The 26377-nt window shown below is 37.1% G+C and carries 20 protein-coding genes, 1 pseudogene and 1 riboswitch; of the genes and pseudogenes, 14 read left to right on the forward strand and 7 right to left on the reverse strand.

The features are described 5' to 3' along the window. Positions 1-126: 126 nt before the first annotated feature. Complete coding sequence (locus LOK41_RS14230) at positions 127-1332, reverse strand: ABC transporter permease (protein WP_241817113.1); 1206 nt, start codon at positions 1330-1332, stop codon at positions 127-129. Positions 1333-1400: 68 nt separating this feature from the next. Then, the gene (locus LOK41_RS14235) at positions 1401-2825 is read right to left on the reverse strand and encodes an amino acid permease (RefSeq protein ID WP_241817114.1); all 1425 of its coding nucleotides are present in this window, start codon (positions 2823-2825) and stop codon (positions 1401-1403) included. 150 nt (positions 2826-2975) lie between these two features. Further along, positions 2976-3158, reverse strand: a riboswitch (Lysine riboswitch). A gap of 408 nt (positions 3159-3566) precedes the next feature. On the opposite strand from LOK41_RS14235, the gene LOK41_RS14240 reads away from it, so the two are divergent. Continuing rightward, the gene (locus LOK41_RS14240; RefSeq protein ID WP_241817115.1) at positions 3567-4226 is read left to right on the forward strand and encodes an AAA family ATPase; all 660 of its coding nucleotides are present in this window, start codon (positions 3567-3569) and stop codon (positions 4224-4226) included. 214 nt (positions 4227-4440) lie between these two features. On the opposite strand, the gene LOK41_RS14245 is transcribed toward LOK41_RS14240, so the two are convergent. Beyond that, on the reverse strand, positions 4441-5886 hold the full coding sequence (locus tag LOK41_RS14245; RefSeq protein ID WP_241817116.1) for an NADP-dependent glyceraldehyde-3-phosphate dehydrogenase: 1446 nt from the start codon (positions 5884-5886) through the stop codon (positions 4441-4443). Between the two features lie 695 nt (positions 5887-6581). Between LOK41_RS14245 and LOK41_RS14250 the strand changes: the two genes are divergently transcribed. The 5 genes from LOK41_RS14250 (at position 6582) to LOK41_RS14270 (ending at position 13192) form a co-directional block, all read left to right on the forward strand. Next, a complete protein-coding gene (locus tag LOK41_RS14250; protein ID WP_241817117.1) occupies positions 6582-8336 on the forward strand; it encodes an ABC transporter ATP-binding protein in 1755 nt (584 codons plus the stop codon). Next, the gene (locus tag LOK41_RS14255) at positions 8333-10333 is read left to right on the forward strand and encodes an ABC transporter ATP-binding protein (protein WP_241817118.1); all 2001 of its coding nucleotides are present in this window, start codon (positions 8333-8335) and stop codon (positions 10331-10333) included. Before LOK41_RS14250 ends, LOK41_RS14255 begins: the two co-directional genes overlap by 4 nt. Positions 10334-10946: 613 nt before the next feature. Then, complete coding sequence (locus tag LOK41_RS14260) at positions 10947-11744, forward strand: amino acid ABC transporter substrate-binding protein (RefSeq protein ID WP_241817119.1); 798 nt, start codon at positions 10947-10949, stop codon at positions 11742-11744. Then, a complete protein-coding gene (locus LOK41_RS14265; RefSeq protein ID WP_241817120.1) occupies positions 11731-12429 on the forward strand; it encodes an amino acid ABC transporter permease in 699 nt (232 codons plus the stop codon). Before LOK41_RS14260 ends, LOK41_RS14265 begins: the two co-directional genes overlap by 14 nt. Positions 12430-12457: 28 nt before the next feature. Then, positions 12458-13192, forward strand: a complete 735-nt coding sequence (locus tag LOK41_RS14270) for an amino acid ABC transporter ATP-binding protein (protein ID WP_241817121.1) — start codon at positions 12458-12460, stop codon at positions 13190-13192. A 50-nt stretch (positions 13193-13242) separates the two neighbouring features. Here LOK41_RS14270 and sasP read toward each other — a convergent pair whose 3' ends face one another. After that, positions 13243-13446 carry a small acid-soluble spore protein, SasP family gene (gene sasP / locus LOK41_RS14275; protein ID WP_174101963.1) on the reverse strand — a complete coding sequence of 68 codons (204 nt, stop codon included), beginning with the start codon at positions 13444-13446 and terminating at the stop codon, positions 13243-13245. 569 nt (positions 13447-14015) lie between these two features. On the opposite strand from sasP, the gene LOK41_RS14280 reads away from it, so the two are divergent. Continuing rightward, positions 14016-14261, forward strand: coding sequence for a hypothetical protein (locus LOK41_RS14280; protein WP_174101965.1), 246 nt, complete (start codon positions 14016-14018; stop codon positions 14259-14261). Positions 14262-14279: 18 nt separating this feature from the next. Here the strand turns inward: LOK41_RS14280 and LOK41_RS14285 are convergent, their stop codons facing one another. Then, positions 14280-15668 (reverse strand): YheC/YheD family endospore coat-associated protein, encoded by a 1389-nt coding sequence (locus LOK41_RS14285; protein ID WP_241817122.1) that lies wholly within the window; start codon positions 15666-15668, stop codon positions 14280-14282. Positions 15669-16213: 545 nt separating this feature from the next. Here LOK41_RS14285 and LOK41_RS14290 point away from each other — a divergent pair. The 3 genes and pseudogenes from LOK41_RS14290 to LOK41_RS14300 form a co-directional block, all read left to right on the forward strand. Further along, positions 16214-17350, forward strand: a complete 1137-nt coding sequence (locus tag LOK41_RS14290) for a DUF445 domain-containing protein (RefSeq protein ID WP_481748816.1) — start codon at positions 16214-16216, stop codon at positions 17348-17350. A 600-nt stretch (positions 17351-17950) separates the two neighbouring features. Next, on the forward strand, positions 17951-18304 hold the full coding sequence (locus LOK41_RS14295; protein WP_174101971.1) for a YlbF/YmcA family competence regulator: 354 nt from the start codon (positions 17951-17953) through the stop codon (positions 18302-18304). Between the two features lie 188 nt (positions 18305-18492). Beyond that, positions 18493-18585, forward strand: a pseudogene (locus LOK41_RS14300) (alpha-acetolactate decarboxylase); the annotation flags it as partial. A gap of 26 nt (positions 18586-18611) precedes the next feature. On the opposite strand, the gene LOK41_RS14305 reads toward LOK41_RS14300, so the two are convergent. After that, positions 18612-19226, reverse strand: coding sequence for a DNA-3-methyladenine glycosylase (locus LOK41_RS14305; protein WP_241817124.1), 615 nt, complete (start codon positions 19224-19226; stop codon positions 18612-18614). Between the two features lie 136 nt (positions 19227-19362). Between LOK41_RS14305 and LOK41_RS14310 the strand changes: the two genes are divergently transcribed. The 3 genes from LOK41_RS14310 (at position 19363) to LOK41_RS14320 (ending at position 23956) form a co-directional block, all read left to right on the forward strand. After that, positions 19363-20235: a Cof-type HAD-IIB family hydrolase gene (locus LOK41_RS14310; protein WP_241817125.1), complete on the forward strand. Its 873-nt coding sequence runs from the start codon at positions 19363-19365 to the stop codon at positions 20233-20235. Between the two features lie 160 nt (positions 20236-20395). Next, complete coding sequence (locus tag LOK41_RS14315; protein ID WP_241817126.1) at positions 20396-21886, forward strand: coproporphyrinogen III oxidase; 1491 nt, start codon at positions 20396-20398, stop codon at positions 21884-21886. Positions 21887-22396: 510 nt separating this feature from the next. Beyond that, positions 22397-23956 carry a fatty acid--CoA ligase gene (locus tag LOK41_RS14320; protein ID WP_241817127.1) on the forward strand — a complete coding sequence of 520 codons (1560 nt, stop codon included), beginning with the start codon at positions 22397-22399 and terminating at the stop codon, positions 23954-23956. Positions 23957-24153: 197 nt separating this feature from the next. On the opposite strand, the gene LOK41_RS14325 is transcribed toward LOK41_RS14320, so the two are convergent. Next, entirely contained in the window at positions 24154-24624 is a 471-nt protein-coding gene (locus tag LOK41_RS14325; RefSeq protein WP_174101983.1) for a hypothetical protein, read from the reverse strand. A 189-nt stretch (positions 24625-24813) separates the two neighbouring features. Between LOK41_RS14325 and LOK41_RS14330 the strand changes: the two genes are divergently transcribed. Then, positions 24814-26286: a SulP family inorganic anion transporter gene (locus LOK41_RS14330; RefSeq protein WP_241817128.1), complete on the forward strand. Its 1473-nt coding sequence runs from the start codon at positions 24814-24816 to the stop codon at positions 26284-26286. Positions 26287-26377: the final 91 nt, after the last annotated feature.

Raw genomic sequence — 26377 nt, forward strand, 5'->3', positions numbered from 1 at the left:
GATAAAATTATCTATTGTTACTCATGCAAAGAAAGAGAGCACATTCAAATGCTCTCTTTTAATTTTTAAAATAAAAGAAGTATAAATCATGGTTCTAAATGACTAACAAGCTGTTAAGGCCCTAATTTAAATTCTCGGCAAAGAAATTCGTTTTTTTGTTTTTGGTACTATAATAAATTTGATGAAAAATATGCTGACTATACTAGTTGAAAGTATCGGTAAAAACTGCTGCGCTGAAGCGAGTATAATCATGGAAAATACCGCTAGCTGAACGATTGCTAATGAAAATACAAGAGTAAGAAATTGATTTATTCGTGTGGCGTGTGAAATAGGATATAATGCTACAATATTATTTCCTGAAAAATATTTCCACAAGGCACGCAATTGCATAGAGGTCATATATAAGAGACAACAAGTAATAGCGCCTTTTGTAAATACATTCGGTACGAAATATAAAATGAAAGAACCAATGATAGTTAATCGAATATATATACCAAAATAATCATTTGCACGTAAAAATGATAAAGTGTTTAAATATAAAAAAGTAGATTGTTTTTTATGTAATATAGGTTCTAGCCAACTCGTTAGCCACTTTCTTTGTTTTACTTGTTTTTTCAGCTGCGGGACATCGGTGAAAAAGTTTGCAAATTGGTAAAAGTGCATGTCCATTTTTTCTTCTTGTTCAATGATATGTTCCCAGCTAATTCGTTTTGTCGGTTGCTTTACTGTATAAATAAGTATAAATGCTGGAAGTAAGAGAACAGCACTTAATAGAAAGACTGATACGGATTGAAAAAGCATGTAAAGAATTAGTGCAGTGCAAGCGAATCGAATAATAAGCCAGATGTGGCTGTTATCATGATCACGCCATATCCAATTGATATATAAGTTCCAACCTTTTAGTAACATTAAAATGAAAAAGATTGTACATAAGAATGGAACAGTTGTCTGTAATGTTTGTATTGCCAGCGGTGTAATGATTAGAAACGTAAATAGTAATGGAAATAGCTGTATGACATAATTATAAAGAAGAGATTGTTTGAAATAAGATGTTAATTTCTCTTCAAGTGCCAGTAAATAGACAGCGTCAGGCTTTTGGATAAAAGTACGAATGTTACATCTTGTTATAACGATTGTAAGCACAGTTATGATGAGTAATAATGAGATTCCTTTAGAAGGAGATGTTTTTAAAAACTTGGCGTAATAATATGCACCGATACATGAGATAAAGATGAAGCTATATAATAAACCACTAATCATTCGAAAAAAATATGTAAGACTGTTTTGTATATGTTTTTGGAAACGATCACGCCATAGCGTTTCAATTGACATGTTTTTCACCTCTATCTTTTATTATAAAGGTTTCTTTCGTATACAAAAATAAAAACGAGCAAATTGCGTTAAGCAATTTGCTCGTTTTTGTTTTCTTCATTTCTTTTTTCATCACGATTCATTAATGGATAGAAGGCAAAACCGATCACGAACAGACCAATTCCAAGAAGGAATGTTTTTATATCTGAAGATCCTGTTTTAATTACCCATAGTGCATAACAAAGGGCGATGAATGCGATAATGCCATCCATAATTCGTGAACCCATTTCATTTTTATATGTTTCACCAGTTGCAACGAGTTTTAATTGGAAGATTGGTGAAACGAGATAAGGGATTAAGTAAGCTAAAGTTGAGACAGTAATAACGAATGTATAGGCCTCAGCAATTGTTCCTGATAGTGTTGAGAAAAGGAAGACTTGCGACATAATATTTGTTAGTCTTAATGAATAAATTGGGCTTCCTTTTTTGTTTGTTTTTGCAAAGAAGGAAGGGAAGAATCCTTCTTTTGCTGCTTGATACGGTACCTCTGAACTTAATAAAATCCAGCCTAGGATTGAGCCGAATAGGGAAGTAAGGGCAAGCAAGGCCATTAATTTCCCGCCGCCATGACCCATTGCAGCATTTAATGCATCAGCTAATGGACGTTCAGACGCTTGTAGTTTATCCATATGAAGAACACCCATTGTTAAAATGGTAATTCCTAAATAAATGGCAACAGTTATTAATAATCCAGCTACAGTTGCATGTTTTACCGTTTTTGGAGATTTCGCTCGGTTTGATAAAAGAACAGCTGATTCAATACCGATAAATGCCCAAAGTGTTGTAAGTGCAGCTAAATTCACTTGTGAAAGTAGACCATGTGATACGCCTTCTTTATCAACTATTGGTGTGTACCATTGTCCAAATTTAGAAGCTTGAAATGCAAACAAAGTAACAACGATAAATAGAAGGAATCCAGTCACCTTCGTTGTTGTTGCGAGGAAGTTTAATTTCCCAGCTCCGTTTACACCGTTTGTTAAAATCATATGTGTTCCCCATAATAAGAGCGAACAGATAGAAAATGTAATGAGTTTTCCAACTTCAACATTGAAAGTACCAATTGAAAATAAGAGACGTGTATCTTTCATAATCGGGAAGAAGAGTGATAAATAACCTGCAAAAGATGTAATAATCGCAACATTACTTGCCCAGTTTGCGACCCAGTAGCCCCAAACTATGCTGAATCCAGCCATTTTTTTCTTTTTTGGTGATGAAAATAAAGCATATGCATGACTTTGTGGTCCTGTTGTTAAATCAGGACGACGAATTGCTAAATTACCAAAAACAAGAGCTAGCATTAAAACACCAAACCCTGTTGTTAACCAAGCTAAAGTAACACCGAGAGGGCTTGCTGTTTGTGCTAATGTACTTGGCACCATGAAAATACCAGCGCCAACCATATTGCCGACAACGAATGCTGTCAGTACCCAAAAGCCCCATTTTTTCTGTTGCATAAAAAATACCTCCAAAGTTAGTATAACCAAGTCAAGCGAGGAGATATGTATGTCTTCCAAAAAGGAAGTAAGGTAAGCTTCATACAAAACAAAAAAAGCACGTGTCATTGTCGCTACGTACTTTCTATCCTATAAGAAACCCACGACATACCTCTCGATAGCTCTCCACAAACAAAATGCTTGTGACAGTTCTGTACTTATTAAGTAGCAGACCCAGCAAGAATGCATGGTGGACATTTCTTACTTCGGCAATCATTCCTTTCCCATTCGTTCATCGATGCCACTACATCTCCCGAAATGATAATCTTAATGACTGCAACCTCTACCTCACCGAGATACGAATGAGGATTTATGTATTAAATTCACATAATCAAGGGTAACAAATGAATTTTTATACGTCAATGGCTATGTTAATAATCAGACTATAGTGAAGAATTTGTCATTATATATAGATCCAAATTAAAAACTGACATAAACCCTTTCTTTTTAGACGGGAGAGAGCATCCGGCCATGTATAGAAGCGGTCAGATCCTCTTCCTGCCCCATGCCAAGTTAAAACAGAGAAAGCAGGCGGGTGCAAGTATAGCAGTGGCTTATATGCTGAAAAATCAAAATGGATTTATATAAGAAGAGAGAGCTTTTTCGAAATAGGTTCTTTTGAAGAATCTTGTTGATAGTTGTGTTACATTGACAAAGCAGAATATTGAAATCGTGTTTTATAAAGAAAAATGGAGGTGCGATATGAAGTTAATTTGTTTGGAGGGTGCAAGTGGTATTGGCAAAACGACAACGTGTAGAAGGATTGCAGAATTGTACAATGCTTATGTGATTCCAGAGGTGAATTTCTTATTTCAGCGCCCTAATCCTGAACCGGAAAATTGGTATCTTGAAAGGCAAGTTGAAAGGTGGCAAATCGCACAAGAAAAACTAAAATCGTATGATGTAGTTCTATTTGATGGAGATATTTTTCAGCCCATTTGGTATAACTGGATTTATCAGGGGGAATTTCCGCAAACTTTACCGTTTTTGAAAGAGTTTTATGTAAATCGAATAAAACGAAAACATATAGGATTTCCGAATGTCTACATTCATCTTTCTACAAGTGAAACAGAATTAAGAAAAAGGAAAGAAAAGGATACTACTCGAAGACGAAGTAACTTTGAAAAACATTTAAGTCTTATAGAACCACAAAAGCAGTATTTTCAATATATGAATACTGTTTCTCCTCATGGAGTCCATTTTGTAGATGCAGTTAGTATTGAAGAAAATGTAAAAAATATTTTTGAGATTTTGTCTAACTTGAACAATGAAAAACAACATCATTATGATGTACCTTTATTAGAGAATGTAATGGATTGGGTAATGAATAGTAGCCCTAAAACATATGAGATAAGTGAATAGGTGAATAAAAGAATATATATCTAACTTGATTTTCTAACACATATCCATTTTTATTTTCAAGCACTTAAGTCGTGGCTATGAAAATAAAAGGAAATCTCCACTCGCTTTCTCTTTTTGTTTTCACTTGGCATGGGGCCAAAAAAGGAACTGATCGCTTCTATCTGTATTTATATAAAAAGAAGCTAATCTACAATCGTAGACTAGCTTCTAAAATTTACATTAAGTTTAATACAGTTACTTTCTCACGTGTCATAGACTCAAGGTTCTTCCGAATACCTTGTGCTCCCATACCAGAACCTTTTACACCGATGAATGGGAAGTGGTCAGGGCCACGTTCTGTACGTCCGTTAATTTGAACAGAACCAGTGTCGATTTTGTTCGCAATTGCAAATGCTTTGTTAATGTCTTTTGTGAAGACACTTGCTTGCAGACCGAACTCTGATTTGTTCGCAATTTCAATTGCTTGCTCATCAGAAGAAACGCGGATAATTGGAAGGATTGGGCCGAATGGCTCTTCCCAAGCAACTTTCATATCTTCTGTTACATTGTCAATGATTGTTGGATAGATTAAGTTGCGCTCGCGCTTGTTACCGATCACGATTGTTGCGCCTTTTTCTACCGCATCGTCAACTAATCCTTGAACGAAATCAGCAGATTTATCGTCGATTAATGGCACGATTGTGCTGTCTTGTTCTGGAGAACCAACAGTTAATTCAGCCACTTGATCTTTTAATAAGCTAACAAGCTTGTCCGCTACATTTTCATGTACAAGTACGCGCTTGATTGCAGTACAACGTTGACCAGAGTATGAGAACGCACCGCTTACGATCTGATTTGCTGCTTCCTCTAGGTCAGCATCTTCACGTATGATACCAGGGTCTTTTCCGCCAAGTTCTAATACAAGTGGAATCATAGCAGCTTTTTTCGCTAAGTGTTTACCCGTATTTGTACCACCTGTGAACGATACCATATTTACGCCAGGATGTTCTACTAAGTAGTCACCGATAACAGAACCGCGTCCAGTTGATATATTTACAAGTCCTTTTGGAAGACCTGCTTTATGAAGTGCTTCTACCATTTTAATACCGCTAATTGCGCCTTGTGTTGCAGGCTTAAAGATAACAGCGTTACCTGTAATAAGAGCTGGTGCAAGTTTTGCAGCAGATAAGTTTACAGGGTAGTTAAATGGTGCGATCGCTAAAATGACACCAAGTGGTGCACGTTGAACGATCGCAAGTTTAGATTTAGATCCGCCAGGGAAACTATCTCCCATCATGCTTTCGCCATGCATATGTAATGCTTCGTCTACAGTGTAACGAATGAAGTCCGCTGTACGAACAACTTCTTTTTTCGCATCTTTATAACCTTTACCGACTTCTTTCATGATGATATCGGCAATTTCATCTTGCATATTTACAAGCTCATCAGCCCATTTATATAAATATTTTGCACGATCTTGAAGAGAAACTTCAGCCCATTCTTTTTGAGCTTCTTTTGCTGAGGCAATTGCTTCGTCAACTTCTTCGCGAGTAATCGCTTGTACTTGCCCAATTACTTCATGTAAGTATGGTGATGGAATATCAATTGTTTGCCCTGAAGAGCTTTCTCTCCATTCACCGTTTAAATAAAATTTGTATGTATTGCTAGTTATCGTTGTCATGATTCTTCCTCCTAAAATAGCAACTTGTAAGAGTGAGTATACGGTGATTGTAGGGGGGGGAGAATGTTTTTCAAACAAAATGTTTATGAAAACGATTTCTTATGTGATTTTAATTTTGTATGCCCTTTCTTAAAGGGGTTTACCTTATTTTTAAGGGAAATATAGGATAATCCATAATAATATCGATAGATAATTTTTCTTGAGTATTGAAAGGGGATTATATATCTTTCATTTTTTGTGATAAAAGTTTGTTTTGTAAAATAATAAAAAAAACAATTGACAGAAAAGTTCATAAAGTTATAAAATTAAAAATGGAAAATAAATGAAGGAGGTGTGCGTAATGATTGTAATTGTAAATATGACTGGCTTAGCTGGACTACATGGTGGAAAACGTCCATATCATTACGCAACCCGTACGGAAAGATAGTGCTTTTTTGTCTTTAAAAAAGCGTACGTTGCGTATTTCGTAACGTACGCTTTTATGCGTTTTTGCGCATATCGTCAAGCGGCGGTATGCGCTTTTTTGTCTCTATTTTTGGTTGTTTCCATACTTTGTATGGTTTCGATAAAAACAATATATGGAAGGTGAGAAGTGATGAGGAATGAGCATAATTGGTACGGTGTAAAAGTAGGAGCTTTTGATAGCGGATAAATCGGAAGTGGACTGAAACAAGATTGAGAAGGGAGAGATTTCATTGTTTTCAGTATTACAAAAGCTAACATGGTTTTTTAAAGAACATTGGAAGAGGTATAGTATCGCAATTGGAGCGCTTCTCGTTGTAAATGTAGTAGAAATTATTCCTCCAAAAGTAATCGGCTTAACAATTGATCATATAAAAATAGGGTCTTTAACAAGCGAAGTCATTATGAAATATATTTGGATTTTAATAGTGACGACGATCATTGGATATATACTCACGTATGTATGGCAGCACCAATTATTTGGTGGTTCATTTGTCCTTGAAAAAACGATGCGTTCAAAATTTATGGGGCAATTGCTGAAGATGACACCGACCTTTTATCACAAAAATCGTACTGGTGATTTAATGGCAAGGGCGACAAATGATTTAAAGGCGATTTCTATGACTGCTGGTTTTGGGATTTTGACACTCGTCGATTCTAGCTTATATATGTTAACGATTGTTTTTATGATGGGATTTTCAATTAGTTGGGAACTTACAATTGCGGCACTGCTTCCTTTGCCGATTATGGCATATGCGATGAATATATATGGGAAGAAGTTACATGAACGCTTTACAATTGCGCAAGATGCGTTTGGAGATATGAATGATAAAGTGCTTGAATCGATTGCAGGCGTGCGTGTGATTCGTGCATATGTACAGGAAAAAGCGGATGAAGAAAGGTTTCATAGGTTAGGAACAGATGTATATGAAAAAAATATGAAAGTAGCAAGAATTGATGCGCTGTTCCAGCCGACTGTGAAGATGCTAGTTGGTCTTAGTTATTTGATTGGTCTTGTATATGGAGCATTTTTAGTATTCCAGTCGAAGGTGACACTTGGTGAACTTGTTTCCTTTAACGTTTACCTTGGAATGATGATTTGGCCGATGTTTGCGATTGGTGAATTAATCAATGTGATGCAGCGTGGAAATGCTTCGCTAGACCGCGTTCATGAAACGTTAGCGTATGAGCCTGACGTGAAGAATGTGAAAAAGCCGAAGCGTGTACACGAACCAGAGTATATCGACTTTGATAAAGTTTCCTTTTCATATCCAGCTTCACCAGATATGAATTTGAAAAATGTGTCTTTTTTATTAAAACAGGGAGAAACACTTGGCATTGTTGGGAAAACAGGGAGTGGTAAAACGACCCTTGTTCGTCAACTTCTTCGTCAGTATCCACTTGGAGAAGGAGACATTACAGTGTCAGACGTTACGCTTGGTTCAATTTCAACTGAGAACGTACGAGGCTGGATTGGGTATGTACCGCAAGAGCATATTCTATTTTCAAAAACAGCACGCGAAAATATTTTATTTGGAAACAGAGAAGCAAGCGAAGAGGAACTTGAAAAGGCGATTGAAATTGCAGCATTCAAAAAAGATTTAGAGTTCCTTCCAGAAGGGTTAGAGACGCTTGTTGGAGAGAAAGGTGTTTCTTTATCTGGCGGACAAAAACAACGGATTTCGATTGCGCGAGCGGTTATTCAAAATCCAGAAATTTTAATTTTAGATGATTCATTATCAGCTGTAGATGCCAGAACGGAAGCAGCGATTATTGAAAATATACGAAGAGAAAGAAGCGGAAAAACAACCATTATTACAACGCACCGTCTGTCAGCTGTGCAACATGCGGATTGGATTCTCGTTATGGATAATGGTGAAATCATTGAAGAAGGAACACATGATAGGCTCGTGTTGAGTGGCGGCTGGTATGCGGAGCAGTTTGAAAGACAGCAGGGCGAAAAGGCCGAGGGTGAGGTGAAAATATGAATGTAGGAAAGAGGTTATTTAGGTATGCTATGAAAGTAAAGGGGACCATTTTTACGGCACTAGCAATGTTATTTATTTTCGTTATTGCAGAGCTGGCAGGCCCATTTGTAGCAAAGATAATGATTGATGATCATATTGTCGGAATTGAGAAGCCGTGGCATGAAACGGTGCAAGGTGAGGATGCCGTACTTTATAACGGAGCTTGGTATAAACGAAGCGACCATTTTGAACAAGGGGAACAAAAAGGAAAAGAAGTTCGTATTATACAAGTCGGTTTCACTTATTATTTTGTACCTAATAAAGTCGCAATAGAGGGAACACGTTCTGTAAAGGGAGATATGATTACAATTCAAAGCGGGAAAGCAACGCAAGTGTATAAAGCGAAAATGTTAACAGGAAAAGAAGTATATTCGTTTTATGAACCGGAGATGAAACGATTACTCTTACTTGGCGGAGGGTATTTTGCATTATTATTAGTTGTATCTTTATTTGCATATGGTAAACAGTTTTTCTTACAGAAAGCATCTAATAAAATCATTCAAATTATGCGTGAAGATGTCTTTTCCCATATTCAAACTCTGCCGATTCGTTATTTCGATCATTTACCAGCAGGGAAAATTGTATCGCGTGTAACGAATGATACAGAGGCAATTCGGGAGTTATATGTAACAGTTTTAGCGACATTTGTTTCTAGTTTTATTTACATTATCGGAATTTTTATTGCGTTATTTTTACTGGATATGAAATTAGCACTTCTTTGTTTAATCATCATCCCAATTTTAATCGTTTGGGCTATTGTATATCGAAAATATGCGTCTGTGTATAATCATAAAATGCGCTCACGACTATCAGATATTAATGGAACAGTGAATGAATCCATTCAAGGAATGCCGATTATTCAGGCATTTCGTCAAGAACGTACAACGAAGAAAGAATTTGAAGAATTAAATGAAGATTACTTCAAGTACCAAAATAAAATTTTAAATTTAAATGCAGCGACATCCCATAACTTAGTAGGTGTCTTGCGTAATATTGCCTTTACGGGAGTTATTTGGTACTTTGGCGGCGCCTCTTTGAGTGCTACGGGAATTATTTCTTTGGGGGTGCTGTATGCATTTGTCGATTATTTAACAAGGCTCTTCTCACCCATTACCAATATGGTGAATCAGCTTGCGAATTTAGAGCAAGCGCGCGTTGCATCAGAGCGGGTATTTGAATTGTTAGATGAAAAGGGAGAAGTAGTTGAAGAGGAACGTATCCCGCGTCTAAATGGGAATGTTCGATTTGATGATGTTTCATTTTCTTATAATGGGAAAGATGAAGTATTAAAAAATATTTCTTTCGAAGCGAAAAAAGGAGAGACGGTTGCCCTCGTTGGTCACACTGGATCGGGGAAAAGTTCCATTATGAATGTGCTTTTCCAATTTTATGAGTTTCAAAAAGGAAAACTGACAATCGATGAACATGACGTGAAAGATATACCGAAGCAAGCGCTCCGAGAGCATATGGGAATTGTACTGCAAGATCCGTTTTTATTTAGCGGTACAGTTGCCTCAAATGTAAGCTTAGAACATCCGAGGATTTCAAAGGCTAAAATTGTAAAAGCACTGCACGATGTGGGAGCAGAGCGATTTGCTAATAATATAGAAGAAGAAATTACGGAAAAAGGAAGCACGCTTTCCACAGGAGAGCGTCAACTTATCTCTTTTGCACGTGCGTTAGCATTTGATCCTGCCATTTTAGTGTTAGATGAAGCGACTTCAAGTATTGATACAGAGACAGAAGCGATGATTCAAAAAGCGTTAGAAGTTGTGAAGAAGGGGCGAACAACATTTATTATTGCACATCGCCTTTCTACTATTAAGAGCGCAGATCAAATTATTGTGCTTGACCGAGGGACGATTCTTGAAAAGGGATCTCATGATGAATTAATGGAGAAAAAAGGTCGTTATTATGACATGTACAAAACACAAATGGAAGGAAGTCAAAGCGCTTAACTTTCACGAAATGTTCAGAAAACTTTAAAGCAATGTTTACAAATAGGACCTCTTCTCCCTTTATCCATGTGATATTTTGGAATAAAGGGGGAGGTAGGGATGGAAGAATTATCGGTAACATTTAATATCGCTTTCTTTTTATTATTGTGCGGGATGATTGGGTATTGTGTATTAGAGTCTTGAGAGAGCTTGTTTATGTAGCAAGCTCTTTTTTTGTATAGAAAAATCCATATTGATTTTTCTACAGCCCAGTTATGACTATGAAGGAGAAAAAAAGACTCCTACTTACTTTCTCCCTTTGTTTTCACTTGGCCTGGGGCTAAAAAGGGCCCTGGTCGCATCTGTGCATGATTGGATCTTCTCTCCCATCTAAAAAAGAATGGTTTTCAATTTATATTCATATAGATAAAGTAGGTATTGTTTTACCTTTTCTTTTATAAATGCTATATTAAAACGTGTTACTTATTTTTTGTATGTAATTAGTGGTGTTTTGTTTGATTATGAAAAAAAAGGATACACTAATCACGAACATTTTCATTGAAAAATTGTTCAAGATTGCATACAATCAATATAGTTTTTAAATTCCTATCTGAATACTTGGAGGATCAACATTATGAAGAAATTATTTTCAGTGCTTACAGTAGCTACACTAGCAGTCGGTATTGTGGCGGGCTGTGGCAAAGAAGAGAAAAAAGATACAGCTAGTCAAGATGCATTACAACAAATTAAAAAGAACGGTGAAATTGTTGTTGGTACGGAAGGTACATATCCACCGTTTACATTCCACGATGGAAGTGGAAAGTTAACTGGATTTGACGTTGAGTTAACAGAAGAAGTTGCAAAACGTCTAGGGGTGAAGCCAGTATTTAAAGAAACGCAATGGGACAGCTTACTTGCTGGACTAGATGCAAAACGTTTCGATATGGTTGCGAATGAAGTTGGAATTCGTGAAGATCGTCAAAAGAAATATGACTTCTCTAAACCATATATTTCTTCTTCAGCAGCACTTGTTGTTCGAAAAGATAAAGATAAGCCAGCTTCATTTACAGATATTAAAGGCTTGAAAGCAGCGCAGTCTTTAACAAGTAACTATGCGGATATTGCAAAGAAAAATGGTGCGGAAATTCAAGGCGTAGAGGGCTTTAGTCAAGCTGTAGAACTAATTGGTTCAAACCGTGTTGATTTCACAATCAATGACAAATTATCAGTATTAAACTATTTAGAAACGAAAAAAGATGCAAACATTAAAATTGCAGCAACAGAAAAAGAAGCATCACAAAGTGGGTTCTTATTCCGTAAAGGTAGCGATACATTAGTACAAGAAGTAGATAAAGCGTTAGAAGAGATGAAAAAAGATGGTACGTATGACAAAATAACGAAAAAATGGTTCGGTGAAAATGTATCTAAGTAGTGCAGTCGTTACAGATCGATTATCTACATGGATAGATATTATGCAAACATCCTTCATGCCTATGCTGGAGGGTGCTCTTTTCACGACGATTCCATTAACGCTTATCACATTTGTGATCGGTATTATATTAGCGACTTTAACGGCTTTAGCACGTATTTCAAATAGTCGCATTCTGCAATGGATCGCTCGTATCTATGTATCTATTATTCGCGGAACACCACTTCTTGTACAATTATTTATCATTTTTTATGGACTTCCAACTTTAAAAATTGAGATTGATCCATATCCAGCAGCTGTTATTGGATTTTCATTAAATGTTGGTGCGTATGCATCTGAAATTATTCGCGCATCTATTTTATCTATTCCAAAAGGGCAGTGGGAAGCAGCTTATACAATTGGGATGACATATCCACAAGCGCTAAAACGTATTATTTTACCACAAGCAACACGTGTATCGATTCCACCGCTTTCCAATACGTTTATCAGCTTAGTGAAGGATACTTCATTAGCATCGTTAATTTTAGTAACAGAGATGTTCCGAAAGGCACAAGAAATCGCATCGATGAACTATGAGTTTTTAATTGTTTATTTTGAAGCAGGCCTTATTTATTGGGTAATTTGTTTCTTACTATCTATCGTGCAACAAATATTAGAAAAACGTTCAGAACGTTATACTTTAAAATAATCCTTTCATAAAAGGAGTTTTTGTTTTTATGATTTCAATTCAACATTTACAGAAAAGTTTCGGAGATAATACAGTACTAAAACATATAGACTTATCAGTTGAAAAAGGCGAGGTAGTCGTAATTATTGGGCCATCTGGTTCTGGTAAGACAACATTTTTACGTTGCCTAAATGTGTTAGAAACACCAAATGCGGGTGTTGTTCGTATTGGTAATAAGGAACTAGATTTCTCAAAGAAAATAACGAAGAGCGATATTGTAAATCTTCGTACGCAAACGGGTATGGTATTCCAGCATCATAATTTATTTCCTCACTTAACAGCGATTCAAAATGTAATGGAAGGGCTTGTTACAGTGAAAAAGATGGGGAAAGAAGAAGCGAAGAAGAAAGCGACATATTTCCTTGAAAAGGTTGGACTTGGTGACAAAATGGATTTATATCCATTCCAGCTGTCTGGTGGGCAACAGCAACGAGTAGGGATTGCCCGTGCGCTAGCTATAGAGCCAGAGGTCCTATTATTTGATGAACCAACGTCAGCGCTAGATCCAGAACTTGTGCAAGAGGTCCTAAAAGTCATGAAGGAACTTGCAAAAGAAGGAATGACAATGGTAATTGTAACGCATGAGATGCGTTTTGCTCATCAAATTGCGAACCGTGTGATTTTTATGGATGGCGGTGTTGTTGTAGAACAAGGAACGCCAGAAGAGGTATTTACTACTCCGAAAGAAGAACGCACAAAGAAATTTTTACAAATGCTTCAGTAAATAGAAAGGTCTCAAGGCGAATGCCCTGAGACCTTTTTTGCCATATATATTTATTTTTGGAATCCGCCAAGGCTTTGTTCAGCCATTGCTACTAAACGTTTTGTGATTTCGCCACCAACAGATCCGTTTGCACGAGCTGTAGAATCTGCTCCTAATTGTACACCAAATTCTTGAGCGATTTCGTATTTCATTTGATCGATTGCAGCTGATGCACCTGGTACTACTAATGGATTTGAAGAATTTTGGTTTGCCATAGGAATATATCCTCCTTAGAGTATAAAAGTTTTTTGGTTGGATTAGCTGGAGTTGAACCAGATGATCGCCCCGTTTGGCGCCAATCCATCGTTTGTGGTGAGTGTACTCATAGTATGGGTGTTACCTAGAAAGATATGCGAAATAATAATTTGTAAATTTTGTAAATGTATAAACCGCCGTTATGGACAATAAAAGATGATCTGTATTCTTTTTCTCTATCTGTTTTCACGTGGCATGAGGCAGGAAAAGAATCTGATCGTTTCCATGCATGACCGGATGCTCTCTCCCCTTCTAAAAAGAAAGTTTTTTCAATTTGTATTTATATCCATCCATTTCGATCTTTCCACACATTAATCATGGTTATGAAAACAAAAGCAGATTTCCACTCGCTTTCTCTTTTTGTTTTCACATGGCATGGAGTGAAAAAAGGAACTGACCGCTTCTATGCATGGCCGGATACTCTCTCCCACCTAAAAATAAGGGGTTTATTTCGTTTTTAATTTGTATTTTTCTAAAAGAAGGTCACACTAATCATAAATATGAAACCTCTATGATTGGAGGAGTTGTAATGGCAATATGTCCACTTTGTAATGCATTGGAATCTCAAACATATTCTTGCCGGGTTTGTACGAATGTACTCCAAGATTATGGAAAAGTTGTCGATTATATAGATGATTATAGTGCGTATATGGATCAAGATTTGTTAACAGCAGTAGACGGTTTAACGAGGGAGAATTCGGAGCAATATTGTGTTCATATTTTTTATTGTGGGACATGCGGGACACAAACTGAATTAACAGTGGAATTGATATAATAAAAAAACTTCCACCTATTATCGGGTGGAAGTTTCGTCCTTTGGTAATTGTCTTTTCGAACGAGAAAGACTGCTTTCTGTTAAATATATGGCATACTCGTAAAATAACTGTTTCGTCAATTCATCATATTCTTGTAATTCTTCGGATTGAAAGACAGTTCTTCCAGGTTTGGAATTGGCTTCAAATAACCAAACCTTCCCATTTTTATCTAACCCTAAATCAAAACCAATTTCTCCAATATTTCCTTTCATGCACCGATCTAAAGTAGAACTTAATTGTATGGCTGCATCTGTTAATTTATTCGTAATTCGAATACGCTCCGTTGCGTCAGGGAAAATATCTTGGAGTAGTTTTACTTCTCCGCCGCTATTTATATGAGTTGTCATACTGCCTTTTCCAGCGATTTTCGCAATGATGGCACTAACTCTCCAATTACCAAAACGATTTTTATTTGTATGAATTCGAAAATCTACCGGTTGCCCACCTATACGTAATAAAACAATTCCTTGCTGGACGATAAATTCTTTTAAATCTTGTCCTTGCATAACGTGATTAATCAATGTTTCTAAAGAGTGATACTTTCGAAATTTATTTTGTTTCCCTTCATGGTAACGGCAATAATAACAGCCTTCTGTAGTAGAATAAAGAATTTGATAAATGCTTCGTCCAAAACTACCATGCACAGATTTCATATAAACGTGTTTGTATGATGATAAGAAACGTTCTACTTGTTCGAAGTGCTGAAATGTTTCTGTTTGAGGTAACAGAGAAGCAACTGTTTTTTCATTTATAAGAAGCTCGTGTATATTCCATTTGTTGAAAAATCCTGGATTGAACCATGGAATGGCGTACTTTGTTTGTAATCGTTTTTTTGCCCGAATAATAGGTTTATAACTCTCTGCTTGCCGATTAGGTAACCGATCGTAAATAACGTTTGGAAAAGGAACTTTACATTGCACCCAGCTTTCCTCTTTAAAAAAGTAGCCATCAATCGTTTCTTCATCCCAGTTTATATGTTGTGCACCAAATAAGAAAACGAATGGATGTAAAGGATCGGGCGGGATTAATAAATCTTTGAAACTGATAGAACGATTGTCGACGGGACGGGAAGCGGATTCTGTAAAACCTGTTGTGAAAATACCGATCAGTGGCCCAAGTATAAGGGTTTGATTTTGAATGAAAGCATGCATGGCGGTTGAAGATGGAAGTAAGAGTTCTTTCGCAATCTGTTCGCCTATTATAATTTCGTGGGCATAAGTATAATGAATTTCAATGTTTTCACATGCCGTATGTCGCGATCCAAAGGAAAGAAATGTAAGGGAAGAAGTACTAGAAAATATATAAGGCAATGTTAGTGACCTTGGATGATCGGTAGAAATTTGTAATGTGTAAATATAATCTTTCAATATCGTCGTCACTCCTTTTTTCAGTTACGGTGTAAATGGGTTAAACCGTAATGGGCCGTGAAAAACTTCTCCAGCCAGTAAATAATCATGCTGTTTTCTCATTAGCATGTATAATCTCAAGTGCTCTATTTGATCCATTATGTAGAAAGAGAAGAGAGAAATACTCCATTATTTTTTGTTTCTATTGTGAAGTTGCGCGATAGTGGCTTCAATACATTGCAAATATGCTTCCATATCATTATACTGTTGTCCGTATAACGATATTCTATTTTTGGATGATCGATGTTTTAGGGCGAGAGAATACAAAGGGAAAACCTTTCTTTTTAGAGGAAAGAGAGAATCCGATGATGCATAGAAGCGGTTCGCCCCATGCCAAATGAAACCCAAAGGAGAACACGAGTGGGGAACTCCTTTTGTCCTTTATAGCCGTGATTGGATTGTACGAAAACGAAAGCGCCACTGATAGGAGCTTTTTACGTATTATTTTTGTAATAGGTTGTAGTAAGATGTGTATATACTTGGAGAAATGGAAAGTTGGTAGTGTAATGAATATGTGGTTAAATATGTTAACAACGACAGGATTAGGAGCGGTGATTGGTGGGTATACGAATCATTTAGCGATCAAGATGTTATTTCGTCCGCATCGCCCGATTTATATTGGGAAGTTTCGTGTACCATTTACACCAGGATTAATTCCGAAACGTCGTGATGAACTTGCTGTTCAATTAGGAAAAATGGTTGTGGATCATTTGTTAACGCCTGAAGGGATCGGAAAGAAATTAACAGATGAGAAATTTCAGCAAGAGCTTATTCAGTGGGCGCAAGTAGAAATAGATAAAATTTTGGTGAATGAGCAATCGCTACGAGAGGTTTTAGAAAAATGGGATTTGGAGCATGTGGAAGGGGAGACAATCAAAAAAATTGAAAGTATGATTGTCGAGAAAATTGATACGTTTTTATCACAATATGATACATATACGTGGGAACAAGCTTTGCCTCGTTCTGTTCATGAAAAAGTGGATCACATGATTCCGAATGTAGCATCATTTATTTTAGAAAGAGGGATAAGCTTTTTTGAAAGTGAAGAAGGAAAAGAAAGGCTTGCTAAAATGATTGATGACTTTTTTGCTTCCCGAGGCACATTGTTAAATTTAGTAGGGATGTTTTTAGGGAATGTAAGTTTAGTGGATCATCTGCAGCCAGAAGTGATTAAGTTTTTAGGACAAGAAGGAACGAAACAGCTTTTAAGTGATGTCCTGCAAAAAGAGTGGGAGAAATTAAAAGGAAGAGAAGTGAAGGAACTGGAGTCCTTTATTGAGAAAGAAACGGTTGTAAAGTCAATCTTATCAACAATTAAAATAGAGGAAACGGTAAGAGGGTTTTTCAATCAATCTATTCAAAAAGTGTGTGAACCAGCTCGGGAACGAGTTGTACAAACAATGATTCCGAGTGTAGTGAAAAAAGGTTTAGCATGGGGGATAAACAATACCGAGCAGATTTTGAAAAATTTCCGTCTTGCTGAAATCGTACAACAAGAAGTAGCTACATTTTCAACAGAGAGATTAGAAGACCTTGTATTATCGATTACGAAGAGTGAGCTGAAGATGATTACTTATTTAGGAGCGTTATTAGGAGGGACCATTGGATTGGTTCAAGGTGTGTTGTTGCTTCTCTTAATGTAATGAAATGAAATGAATTGAATAATCTTTCTTTTTAGAGAGAAGATAGAATCCAGCCATGAAAAGAACAAGAGACATTCACTTATGTTCTCCTGTTCTTGTTACATAGCACGGGACGGATCCTTTTATGCATGAACGTATGCTTTCTCACCATCTCAATTAAGGCTATGAAAGTAAAAGAAGCCCTACTCTCGCTACCTCATTCTGGTTTCATACGGCATGGGATCCAAAAAGGCCCTGACCGTTTCTATGTAAGGGCGGATCCCCTTTCCCACCTAAAAGAAAGATTTTCAATCATTTTCCTCTATATATTGCTTTCTCACCATCTCAGTTAAGGCTATGAAAGTAAAAGAAGCCCTACTCTCGCTACCTCATTTTGGTTTCATACGGTAGGGGGCCAAAAAAGGGTCTGACCGCATCTATGCATGGCCGGATTCTCTCTTCCACCTAAAAGAGAGGTTTTTGAAAGTCTTATCAATTTGATAAATAAAGTGAAATTTCTTCACATATAGTGCATAGTTTGTTATTGTAAAAGGGTGCGTATCAAAAGGTACTCAAAGAGCGCGGATATTAGACCGAGCTCGCTAAAGGAGGAAAAATACAATGACAAAAAATATTCATGATGTTGCATATGAATTACAAAACGCAATCGCAGAAAATACAGATTTCCAAGCTTTAAAAGCAAGCTATGCAGAAGTACAAGGAGACGCAGCTTCAAAACAATTATTTGAACAGTTCCGTACAATGCAATTAGAGTTACAACAAAAAATGATGCAAGGTCAAGAAATCACAGAAGAAGATAACCAAAAAGCACAAGAAGTTGTAGCGCTTATTCAACAAGATCCAAAAATCGTTAAGTTAATGGAAGCAGAGCAACGCTTAAACGTTGTAATTGGCGATATTAACAAAATTATCATGAAGCCACTTGAAGAATTATATACTGCATACCAAGCTTAATATAAAAAAGACGTTTCCTGAGAGGGAGGCGTCTTTTTTCTATAGAATTCATCAATACTTTGATAGAAGGACCATTTCTTAACTAACGGTAGAAAAGTAAAGTTAGATAGGAGATAAGGCAGGGAATGCGCTTGAAAAATATGTGATACGAATAGAGATATTTACGTTCCGATGGTTCAGCGGAAATGGTAGCACTCCCAGAAACAGCAGATTTTATGGCCGCTGATCTATCAAGAGAAAACCTTGAAAACGATATTGCAACTGCGGAAGGTGCGGAGTGAAAAAGAAGCCAATTTGGCTTCTTTTTTCATTTAGATACAAACGGATGTTTATCAAAATAAAACCGCCACGGATAATGAACAGCTTCTTCCGCATAATCAATATTGATACGGGGGCCAGCCATAATCTCATATTGAGAAGATAAGTGTTCTCCCTTAGTAACTAATTCAATATATAATTCATCACCTTGTAAGGATAATCCGCGTTCTTCTAACGTAATGCCAAGTGCGCGGCATAGCTTTCCAGGTCCGTTCGTGACATTTTTGGATTGTGATTTTGTAAGCTCTGTTTTGCCGAAACGTGCCATTTTCATTTCTTCTATTCCATCAACGGGCTCTATTGCACGAATAAGAACACCTTGCGGGGTGCCAACTGGAGCAGTGATGACATTAAAACAATGGTACATGCCATAAATAAGATAAACATAAGCATGTCCTGGTGCGCCAAACATAACTTCCGTCCGCTCCGTTCGTCTTCCCCCATAACTATGTGCCGCTTTATCATCTGGTCCTTTATATGCTTCGACTTCTACAATGAATCCACTTCGTTTTATCCCATCGACTATATGTACAAGCTTATGACCAAGTAGCTTTTTAGCAACTTCTAATGTATCGCCCTCATAAAAAGAAGGAGGTGCTTTCATATTGGTATCTCCTTTACTGATGATTTACGTATATATTAAACCAAATTTGTGTGCGAGATTCTAACTCGTTCTAATTAATAAATTTCTTTCATAAATTATGGATAGGGTAAAAGCAGCTAAGAGGAGGGGATACGACATGATTTATCGCTTGTTGGCTCTTAATATAGATGGGACACTCGTGCAGAAAAATGGGAAGATACTAAAAGGAACACGAGAAGCTATTGATTTTGTAAAGCGCAAAGGTGTATATGTTACGCTGTTTACAAGCAGGCACTTTCAATCTGCTCATAAAATAGCGAAGTCATTAAAACTAGATTCCATATTAGTTACGCATAGCGGCGCTTTTATTTCTGCTTCATTAGATAAACCGCTCGTTCAAAAACGATTATCAGAAGAAAAGACGTTTAATATTGTGCAAGTACTGGAACATTTTGAATGTAATGTCCGGATATCACATGAACGTTTTTCTATCGGTAACCGTGAGCGCAATACACCGAATTTAATTGCACGTACTGTATTATCAAGCACAGAACCACTATTTTATCCTGTTCAATTTGTAGATTCATTAGGTGACACACTCCGTGATCAGCCTGTTGCAGCTCCGAAAATTGACGTTGTTTTTTCAAGTAGAGGAGAAAAAGACCGTGCGCTCAAAACATTGAAAAAAGCATTTGAAAATGTGGAGTATATAGAATCTGGTGGGGGAAGGATAGAAATTCTTCCGCTGCATGTATCAAAATTAAGAGGGTTACAATTATTAGGAGAACACCTTGGGGTAGAACTGAGTGAAATGGTGGCAATTGGAGATAGTTTGGAAGATTTAGATGTCATTGCAAGTGTTGGATTGGGAGTCGCAATGGGAGATGCACCTATTCCAGTGAAGCAAGCAGCAGACTGGATTACGCGTTCCAATAGTGAAAACGGAGTGGAATATATGATTAAGGAACATTTCCGAAAGCAATTTCCAATTCCATTTTTGAAAAACCATTCGCAAGTTCATAAGCGGTGATAGGGCTTCTAAAAAACGTAGTTTAAAAGCTACGTTTTTTAGTGTCTTTATTCCGCAGTTTTGTGAGGACTTTCCGGGAAAATGAGGTAAAAGCTTCTATATTGACCTGTACACGCCCTTCAAGTAAACTAAAGAGAGTTTACAAATGAAAAGGTGATAAGTGTTGTTAATTTCAATAAAAACGTTACAAGATGATCGTTTTTTACGTCCGCTGCAAAATATTAGCGGCTTATTTTTTGAAGAAAGCACGATAGGATTTGAGCAGGAAGATGCAAATCTTATTGTTGAAATACAGATAGAAGGAAACGTGACAGCTTCAGCGCGTTTAACAGACATTGCAACTGGCAATGTATATGAAGAAGCGTTCTCAAAAGATTTATCTTCTTTTACAGAAGAAAAAGAACGTATAAAACAAGTAAAGCATGTCGTTTCTTATGTGTATCTTTCGGTCTTACAGCAGCTAACTGGAATTGAACAGAGCTGGGGGATTTTAACAGGTGTACGTCCAACGAAACTTCTTCATAAGATGCTTCAAAATGGTATGTCAAAAGAAGAAGCGCATAAAGAACTTCGTGAAAGCTATTTAATTCATGAAGAAAAAATTGAACTTCTGCAGCGCATTGTTGATTGCCAATTAGCAGTTGTTCCAGATTTATATCGTTTAAAAGAAGAAGTGAGTATTTATATCGGTATTCCGTTCTGTCCGACGAAATGTGCATATTGTACATTCCCGGCTTATGCAATTAATGGACGTCAAGGATCTGTCGATTCTTTCTTAGGCGGCTTGCATTATGAAGTTCGTGAAATTGGTAAGTTCCTAAAAGAAAAAGGTGTTAAAGTTACAACGATTTATTACGGCGGCGGTACGCCAACAAGTATTACAGCAGAAGAGATGGACATGTTGTATGAAGAAATGTATCAATCGTTCCCAGATGTGAAAGAAGTACGTGAAGTAACAGTTGAGGCAGGTCGTCCAGATACGATTACGCCAGAAAAGCTAGAAGTATTAAATAAATGGAACATTGACCGCATTAGTATTAATCCGCAGTCGTACCATCAAGAAACGTTAAAAGCAATCGGACGTCACCATACGGTGGAAGAAACGATTGAGAAGTATCACTTAGCACGTCAAATGGGAATGAACAATATTAATATGGATTTAATTATTGGTCTTCCTGGTGAAGGATTAGAAATTTTCAAACATACGTTAGATGAGACAGAAAAGTTAATGCCAGAATCATTAACAGTTCACACATTATCATTTAAGCGTGCTTCTGAAATGACGCAAAATAAGCGTAAATATAAAGTGGCAGGTCGTGAAGAAATTACAGCGATGATGCACGAAGCAGAAGAGTGGACGAAGAATCATAATTACGTACCTTATTATTTATACCGCCAAAAGAACATTTTAGGTAACTTAGAAAATGTTGGCTACGCAATGCCTTCGCAAGAAAGCATTTATAATATCGTGATTATGGAAGAAGTACAATCGATTATCGGTCTTGGCTGCGGTGCATCAAGTAAATTTGTGCATCCAAAAACGGGGGCAATTACGCACTTCGCAAATCCAAAAGATCCAAAGTCATATAATGATGGTTATATGAAATATACAGAAGATAAGCTTGAGATTTTAAAAGAGCTATTTTCTTAAGAGAAGAGGCTGGCCTAAAGGTTCGCATGTTGCGAGGCTTTAGGTTTCAGTCTTTTTTTTATAAAAAAACCATTTCTTTTGGGTGGGAGAGAGCGTCCACCCATGCATAGAAGCGGTCAGTGCCTTTTTTAGCCCCATGCCATGTTAAAACAAAAGGAGAAAGCGAGTAGATATCTCTTTTTGTTTTTATAGCCGCGAGTTGTATGTTGAAAATCAAGATGGATATATGGTGAAACCCCGGTATAAAATTTATCTTTTTGGATGGAAGAGAGAATCCGGCCATGGATAGAAGTGCTTAGCCACATACTAAGTAAAAAGAAAGGTGGAAAATGAGTGGAAATCTGCTTTTGTTTTCATAGCCGTGATTTGCATGTTAGAAAATCAAAATGAATCCATATTTGTAAAACAGTGTCGAGAATGATCAGAAAAAGAAGGTAAAAATGTAGAGGAAATGTCTACTTATAGACGAAATGATAGATTTATGAAAGTTAAAAGGGGGCATAGTTTGACATGTATATGACGATTGGGAGGATTTTTGATTTAACAGTTGGCAAGTATCCGAATAAAGAAGCGTTAGTAGAACCGGAAAAGAATATTCGCTGGACATATAAAGAGTGGGATGAACAGGTGAATAAAACGGTGCATGCTTTGCTTGCAGAAGGTGTGAGAAAAGGGGATACCGTATCTGTCTATTTATATAACTGCCGTGAATTTGTAAACGTTTACCTCGCTTGCGCGAAAATCGGCGCAATCTTCAATCCGATTAATTTCCGTTTAAAAGCAAAAGAAGTAGCTTACATTCTCCACGATGCGTCTTCAAAAGTGGTTGTATTTGAAAAGGCGGTTGAACAAACAGTTGCGATGGTTGAAAGAGATTTCCCAAACAGTTCTTTTTGGTACATAGAAGATGATGCGCCTGCATATGCTGCGTCTTATCATGAAAAAGTAAATGCCGCTTCATCTGAAGCTGTAGATATTGTCGTTGAGGAAACAGATTATTGTTCCATGCTTTATACAAGTGGTACAACAGGGCATCCAAAAGGGGTGCTGCACCGTCATCGTGAAATGGCTGAACATAGTATGATTTGTACGTATTTCTTAAAATATAACCGTGACAGCGTCGGTCTTGCAGTAGCACCGCTGTACCATTGTGGTGAATTAAATGCTGGTATTATACCAAGAATTCAAGTGGGTGGAAAAAATATTATTTTACATCACTTTGATACAAAGACAGTTTTACATACGATTCAAAAAGAAAAAATCACGACATTCTTTGGTGCGCCAACGATGTGGAATATGATGTTACAAGAGGATTTATCACAATATGAACTACGTTCGATGAAAATTGGAATATATGGCGGAGCTGCGATGGCACCAGCACTTGTAAAAGAATGTAAAGAACGTCTGCATATTGATCTTGTTCAAATTTACGGAATGACAGAGATGGGTCCGGTTATTGCATTCTTAGTAGAGGAAGATCAAATTACGAAAGCTGGTTCAGCTGGAACACCTTGTTTTAGTCACGAAATTCGAATTGTAAAACCGAACGAAGAGGGACCGGCAGAACCAGATGACGTACTGCCGCCTTATGAAGTAGGAGAAATTATTTCACGTGGACCAACGATGATGGCAGGATATCATAATCGTGAAGAAGCGACAGCAAAGTCTATATATAAAGGATGGTACCATTCAGGTGATCTCGGTTATTTTGACAAAGATGGTTATTTATATGTAGCAGATCGCGTTGACGATATGGTGATTAGTGGCGGAGTAAATATCTATCCGCGTGAAATTGAAGACTTCTTGCATAGCCATCCTAGCATATTAGATGTGGCTGTACTTGGTGAACCAGATGAGCTATGGGGGGAACGTGTTGTTGCGGTAGTGGTTAAAAAAGATGAGCATATTACAGCAGCTGATTTAGAAAGTTACTGTAAAGAAAGTGATGAACTAGCTGACTATAAACGTCCGCGTCATTATATATTTGCAGATGAACTTCCTCGTAATGCGAGTGGGAAGTTACAGAAGTTTGTGTTGAGAGAAAGTTTAAAAGGCGCTCAGAAATCATAAAGAAAAGCATAGTCATTCATAGATGGCTATGCTTTTTCTAACTTGTTTTTGAGTCGTTCTTTGTAGGTTGGTCGATATCTTTTGTCGAATCGCCGATAAATTCGAATTTGCGCCGATATATTGTGAGAAACGGTCGATATATTTGCAAAATCGCCGATAAAATTTCACTCACTATTGTATATCAACAAAATCTCTTATTATTTACGCGAGAAACCTTCTTCGTCTAAGTATTCTGCAGCTTCTGGATAAGAATTAAATGTTCCATCTAAATTCACGCCAGCGTACACGTTCCACATATCATCTTCGTGGATAAGAGTAAGGATATGTCCTTCTTCACTCTGCCATTCTTCTTCTTTAGCAGGTTCAGCTTGTACAACGATTTCTTCTGGCTCTTGAGATAGAAGTTCAATTGATTTTTGAATTAATGAGCGTAGTTCGTCTGCTGAAAATTCACGGATGTTAACCATGCCTTTATCGTCTGTTTTATAACCTTTAATGCCGCCTGCATATACAAAGCCGTTACCATTTGGGTGTAAATGATATACAACGTTCTTTTTATCTAAGCGGCTTTCTTCAAAGTGAAAGTTCACGCGTTTTAATGATACGTTCTTTCTTTCTAATTGTGGGAAAGATTCGATAATCGATAATTTTTCTTCAAAAGTTAGCATAGTGCCTCCAAATATATAGTAAAAGATTTAATCTGTTCATTATAGCATAGTCGCTTATCTTTCCAAAGATAGAATACATGAATACGGTTACTTCACGAGACTGTAAAGAGTTTCTTCTAAAAACCACTGACGAATACATATTTCTCGCGTTACAATAAAACGTGGACTTTTAATAGAGGTGATTTTTTTATGATTCAAAGAATAGCAAAAGAGTGTTTAGCTGGTTTTACCGTAGCGATTGTTGCATTGCCACTTGCGATTGCATTCGGTATTGCAGCGACAGGAACGTCGGAAGGTGCGTTAGTTGGATTGTATGGTGCGATTTTTGCTGGGTTATTTGCAGCATTGTTTGGTGGTACAGCAGGGCAAGTAACGGGTCCTACCGGGCCAATTACCGTGATTGCGACAGGCATTATTGCAAGTCATGGGCTTGAGGCAAGTTTTATTGCATTTATGATGGCTGGGCTATTTCAAATTTTATTTGGGGTATGTAAGCTCGGTTCGTATATACGTTACATTCCATATTCTGTCGTTTCAGGGTTTATGAATGGAATTGCACTTATTATTATTTTAGGCGAGATGAAGCATGTGAAAAATAGCTTTTTACTTGTTTTGTTAACGATACTTGTTATGCTTGTCGCAGGGAAGTGGATTAAAGCGATTCCGGCAAGTTTAATTGCGTTAGTTGGTGTTACGGCAACATTGCCGTTATTTTCTCAACTTTTACAAGGGCTTACGATTCAATTACCTTTTGTGGGAACGATCCAATTAAACAAGATGATTGAAAAGATTGGAACAATACCAGAAGCGATGCCTTCTCTTCATTTACCTGTCTTTAGTGGATCAACAATACTAGAACTTATTTTGCCAGCACTTAGTATTGCATTATTAGGGTCAATTGACTCGCTATTAACATCCGTTGTGATGGATAATGTAACAGGTACAAGGCATAAAAGTAATAAAGAATTGATTGGCCAAGGATTAGGGAATATTGTGAGTGGATTGTTTGGAGGATTAGCAGGAGCAGGTGCGACGGTTCGGTCTATTGTGAATATAAGAAGCGGCGGGAAAACAGCACTATCAGCTTGTATGCATAGCGTTATTTTATTTATTTTCATTATGGGGCTTGGTGCAGTTGTACAATATATTCCACTTGCAGTACTATCAGGTATTTTAATTTTAACAGGTATCGGAATGTTTGATTGGGATAGTATGAAAAAGATGCATGTAGCGCCAAAAGGTGACGTTGTTGTCATGCTTTTAACAATGGTGATTACAGTGAAATTTGATTTAATGGTTGCGGTTGCGTTTGGTATAATCCTTTCTTTCCTTTTATATATGGTGCAGTGCAAGGAACGGAAAGCTTCTATTGTAAAAGGAGAAGATGACACGTATATGATTCAGGGACCACTGTCCTTCTTATCTGTTGATCGTATTTTTTCTTCTTTACAAGAAGTGAAGTCTCATTTGACGTTGCGCTTGAATCATGTGCACTATATGGATACTTCGGGGGCGATGGCACTATTAAACTTTATGGATCATACGGAGAAAATAGGTGCGAGTGTAACGCTTGAACATGTACAACCACATATTGAAAAGACACTGCTCAGCTTGGCAAATGATCAGCAAAGAGAAAAGTTAAACATGGTAAAAGAACAATAGAATTGTAAAGCGTCATTCCGAAAAGGAAGGCGCTTTTTTGTATGCAGTGCATAGTAAGAAGAATGTATTTTTTTAGCAATATATCCACATT

Origin of the sequence: Bacillus sp. TL12 (genome assembly GCF_022625245.1) — a bacterium.
In the GTDB taxonomy this organism is placed as follows: Bacteria; Bacillota; Bacilli; order Bacillales; family Bacillaceae_G; genus Bacillus_A.

Bases quoted from the DNA above. Each gene is read 5' to 3' on its own strand.
- LOK41_RS14320 (WP_241817127.1), top strand. From the start codon at position 22,397: ATGTATATGACGATTGGGAGGATTTTTGATTTAACAGTTGGCAAGTAT.
- LOK41_RS14290 (WP_481748816.1), top strand. From the start codon at position 16,214: ATGAATATGTGGTTAAATATGTTAACAACGACAGGATTAGGAGCGGTG.
- LOK41_RS14310 (WP_241817125.1), top strand. From the start codon at position 19,363: ATGATTTATCGCTTGTTGGCTCTTAATATAGATGGGACACTCGTGCAG.
- sasP (WP_174101963.1), bottom strand. From the start codon at position 13,446: ATGGCAAACCAAAATTCTTCAAATCCATTAGTAGTACCAGGTGCATCA.
- LOK41_RS14280 (WP_174101965.1), top strand. From the start codon at position 14,016: ATGGCAATATGTCCACTTTGTAATGCATTGGAATCTCAAACATATTCT.
- LOK41_RS14260 (WP_241817119.1), top strand. From the start codon at position 10,947: ATGAAGAAATTATTTTCAGTGCTTACAGTAGCTACACTAGCAGTCGGT.
- LOK41_RS14255 (WP_241817118.1), top strand. From the start codon at position 8,333: ATGAATGTAGGAAAGAGGTTATTTAGGTATGCTATGAAAGTAAAGGGG.
- LOK41_RS14305 (WP_241817124.1), bottom strand. From the start codon at position 19,226: ATGAAAGCACCTCCTTCTTTTTATGAGGGCGATACATTAGAAGTTGCT.
- LOK41_RS14295 (WP_174101971.1), top strand. From the start codon at position 17,951: ATGACAAAAAATATTCATGATGTTGCATATGAATTACAAAACGCAATC.
- LOK41_RS14235 (WP_241817114.1), bottom strand. From the start codon at position 2,825: ATGCAACAGAAAAAATGGGGCTTTTGGGTACTGACAGCATTCGTTGTC.
- LOK41_RS14325 (WP_174101983.1), bottom strand. From the start codon at position 24,624: ATGCTAACTTTTGAAGAAAAATTATCGATTATCGAATCTTTCCCACAA.
- LOK41_RS14265 (WP_241817120.1), top strand. From the start codon at position 11,731: ATGTATCTAAGTAGTGCAGTCGTTACAGATCGATTATCTACATGGATA.
- LOK41_RS14240 (WP_241817115.1), top strand. From the start codon at position 3,567: ATGAAGTTAATTTGTTTGGAGGGTGCAAGTGGTATTGGCAAAACGACA.
- LOK41_RS14230 (WP_241817113.1), bottom strand. From the start codon at position 1,332: ATGTCAATTGAAACGCTATGGCGTGATCGTTTCCAAAAACATATACAA.
- LOK41_RS14245 (WP_241817116.1), bottom strand. From the start codon at position 5,886: ATGACAACGATAACTAGCAATACATACAAATTTTATTTAAACGGTGAA.
- LOK41_RS14330 (WP_241817128.1), top strand. From the start codon at position 24,814: ATGATTCAAAGAATAGCAAAAGAGTGTTTAGCTGGTTTTACCGTAGCG.
- LOK41_RS14270 (WP_241817121.1), top strand. From the start codon at position 12,458: ATGATTTCAATTCAACATTTACAGAAAAGTTTCGGAGATAATACAGTA.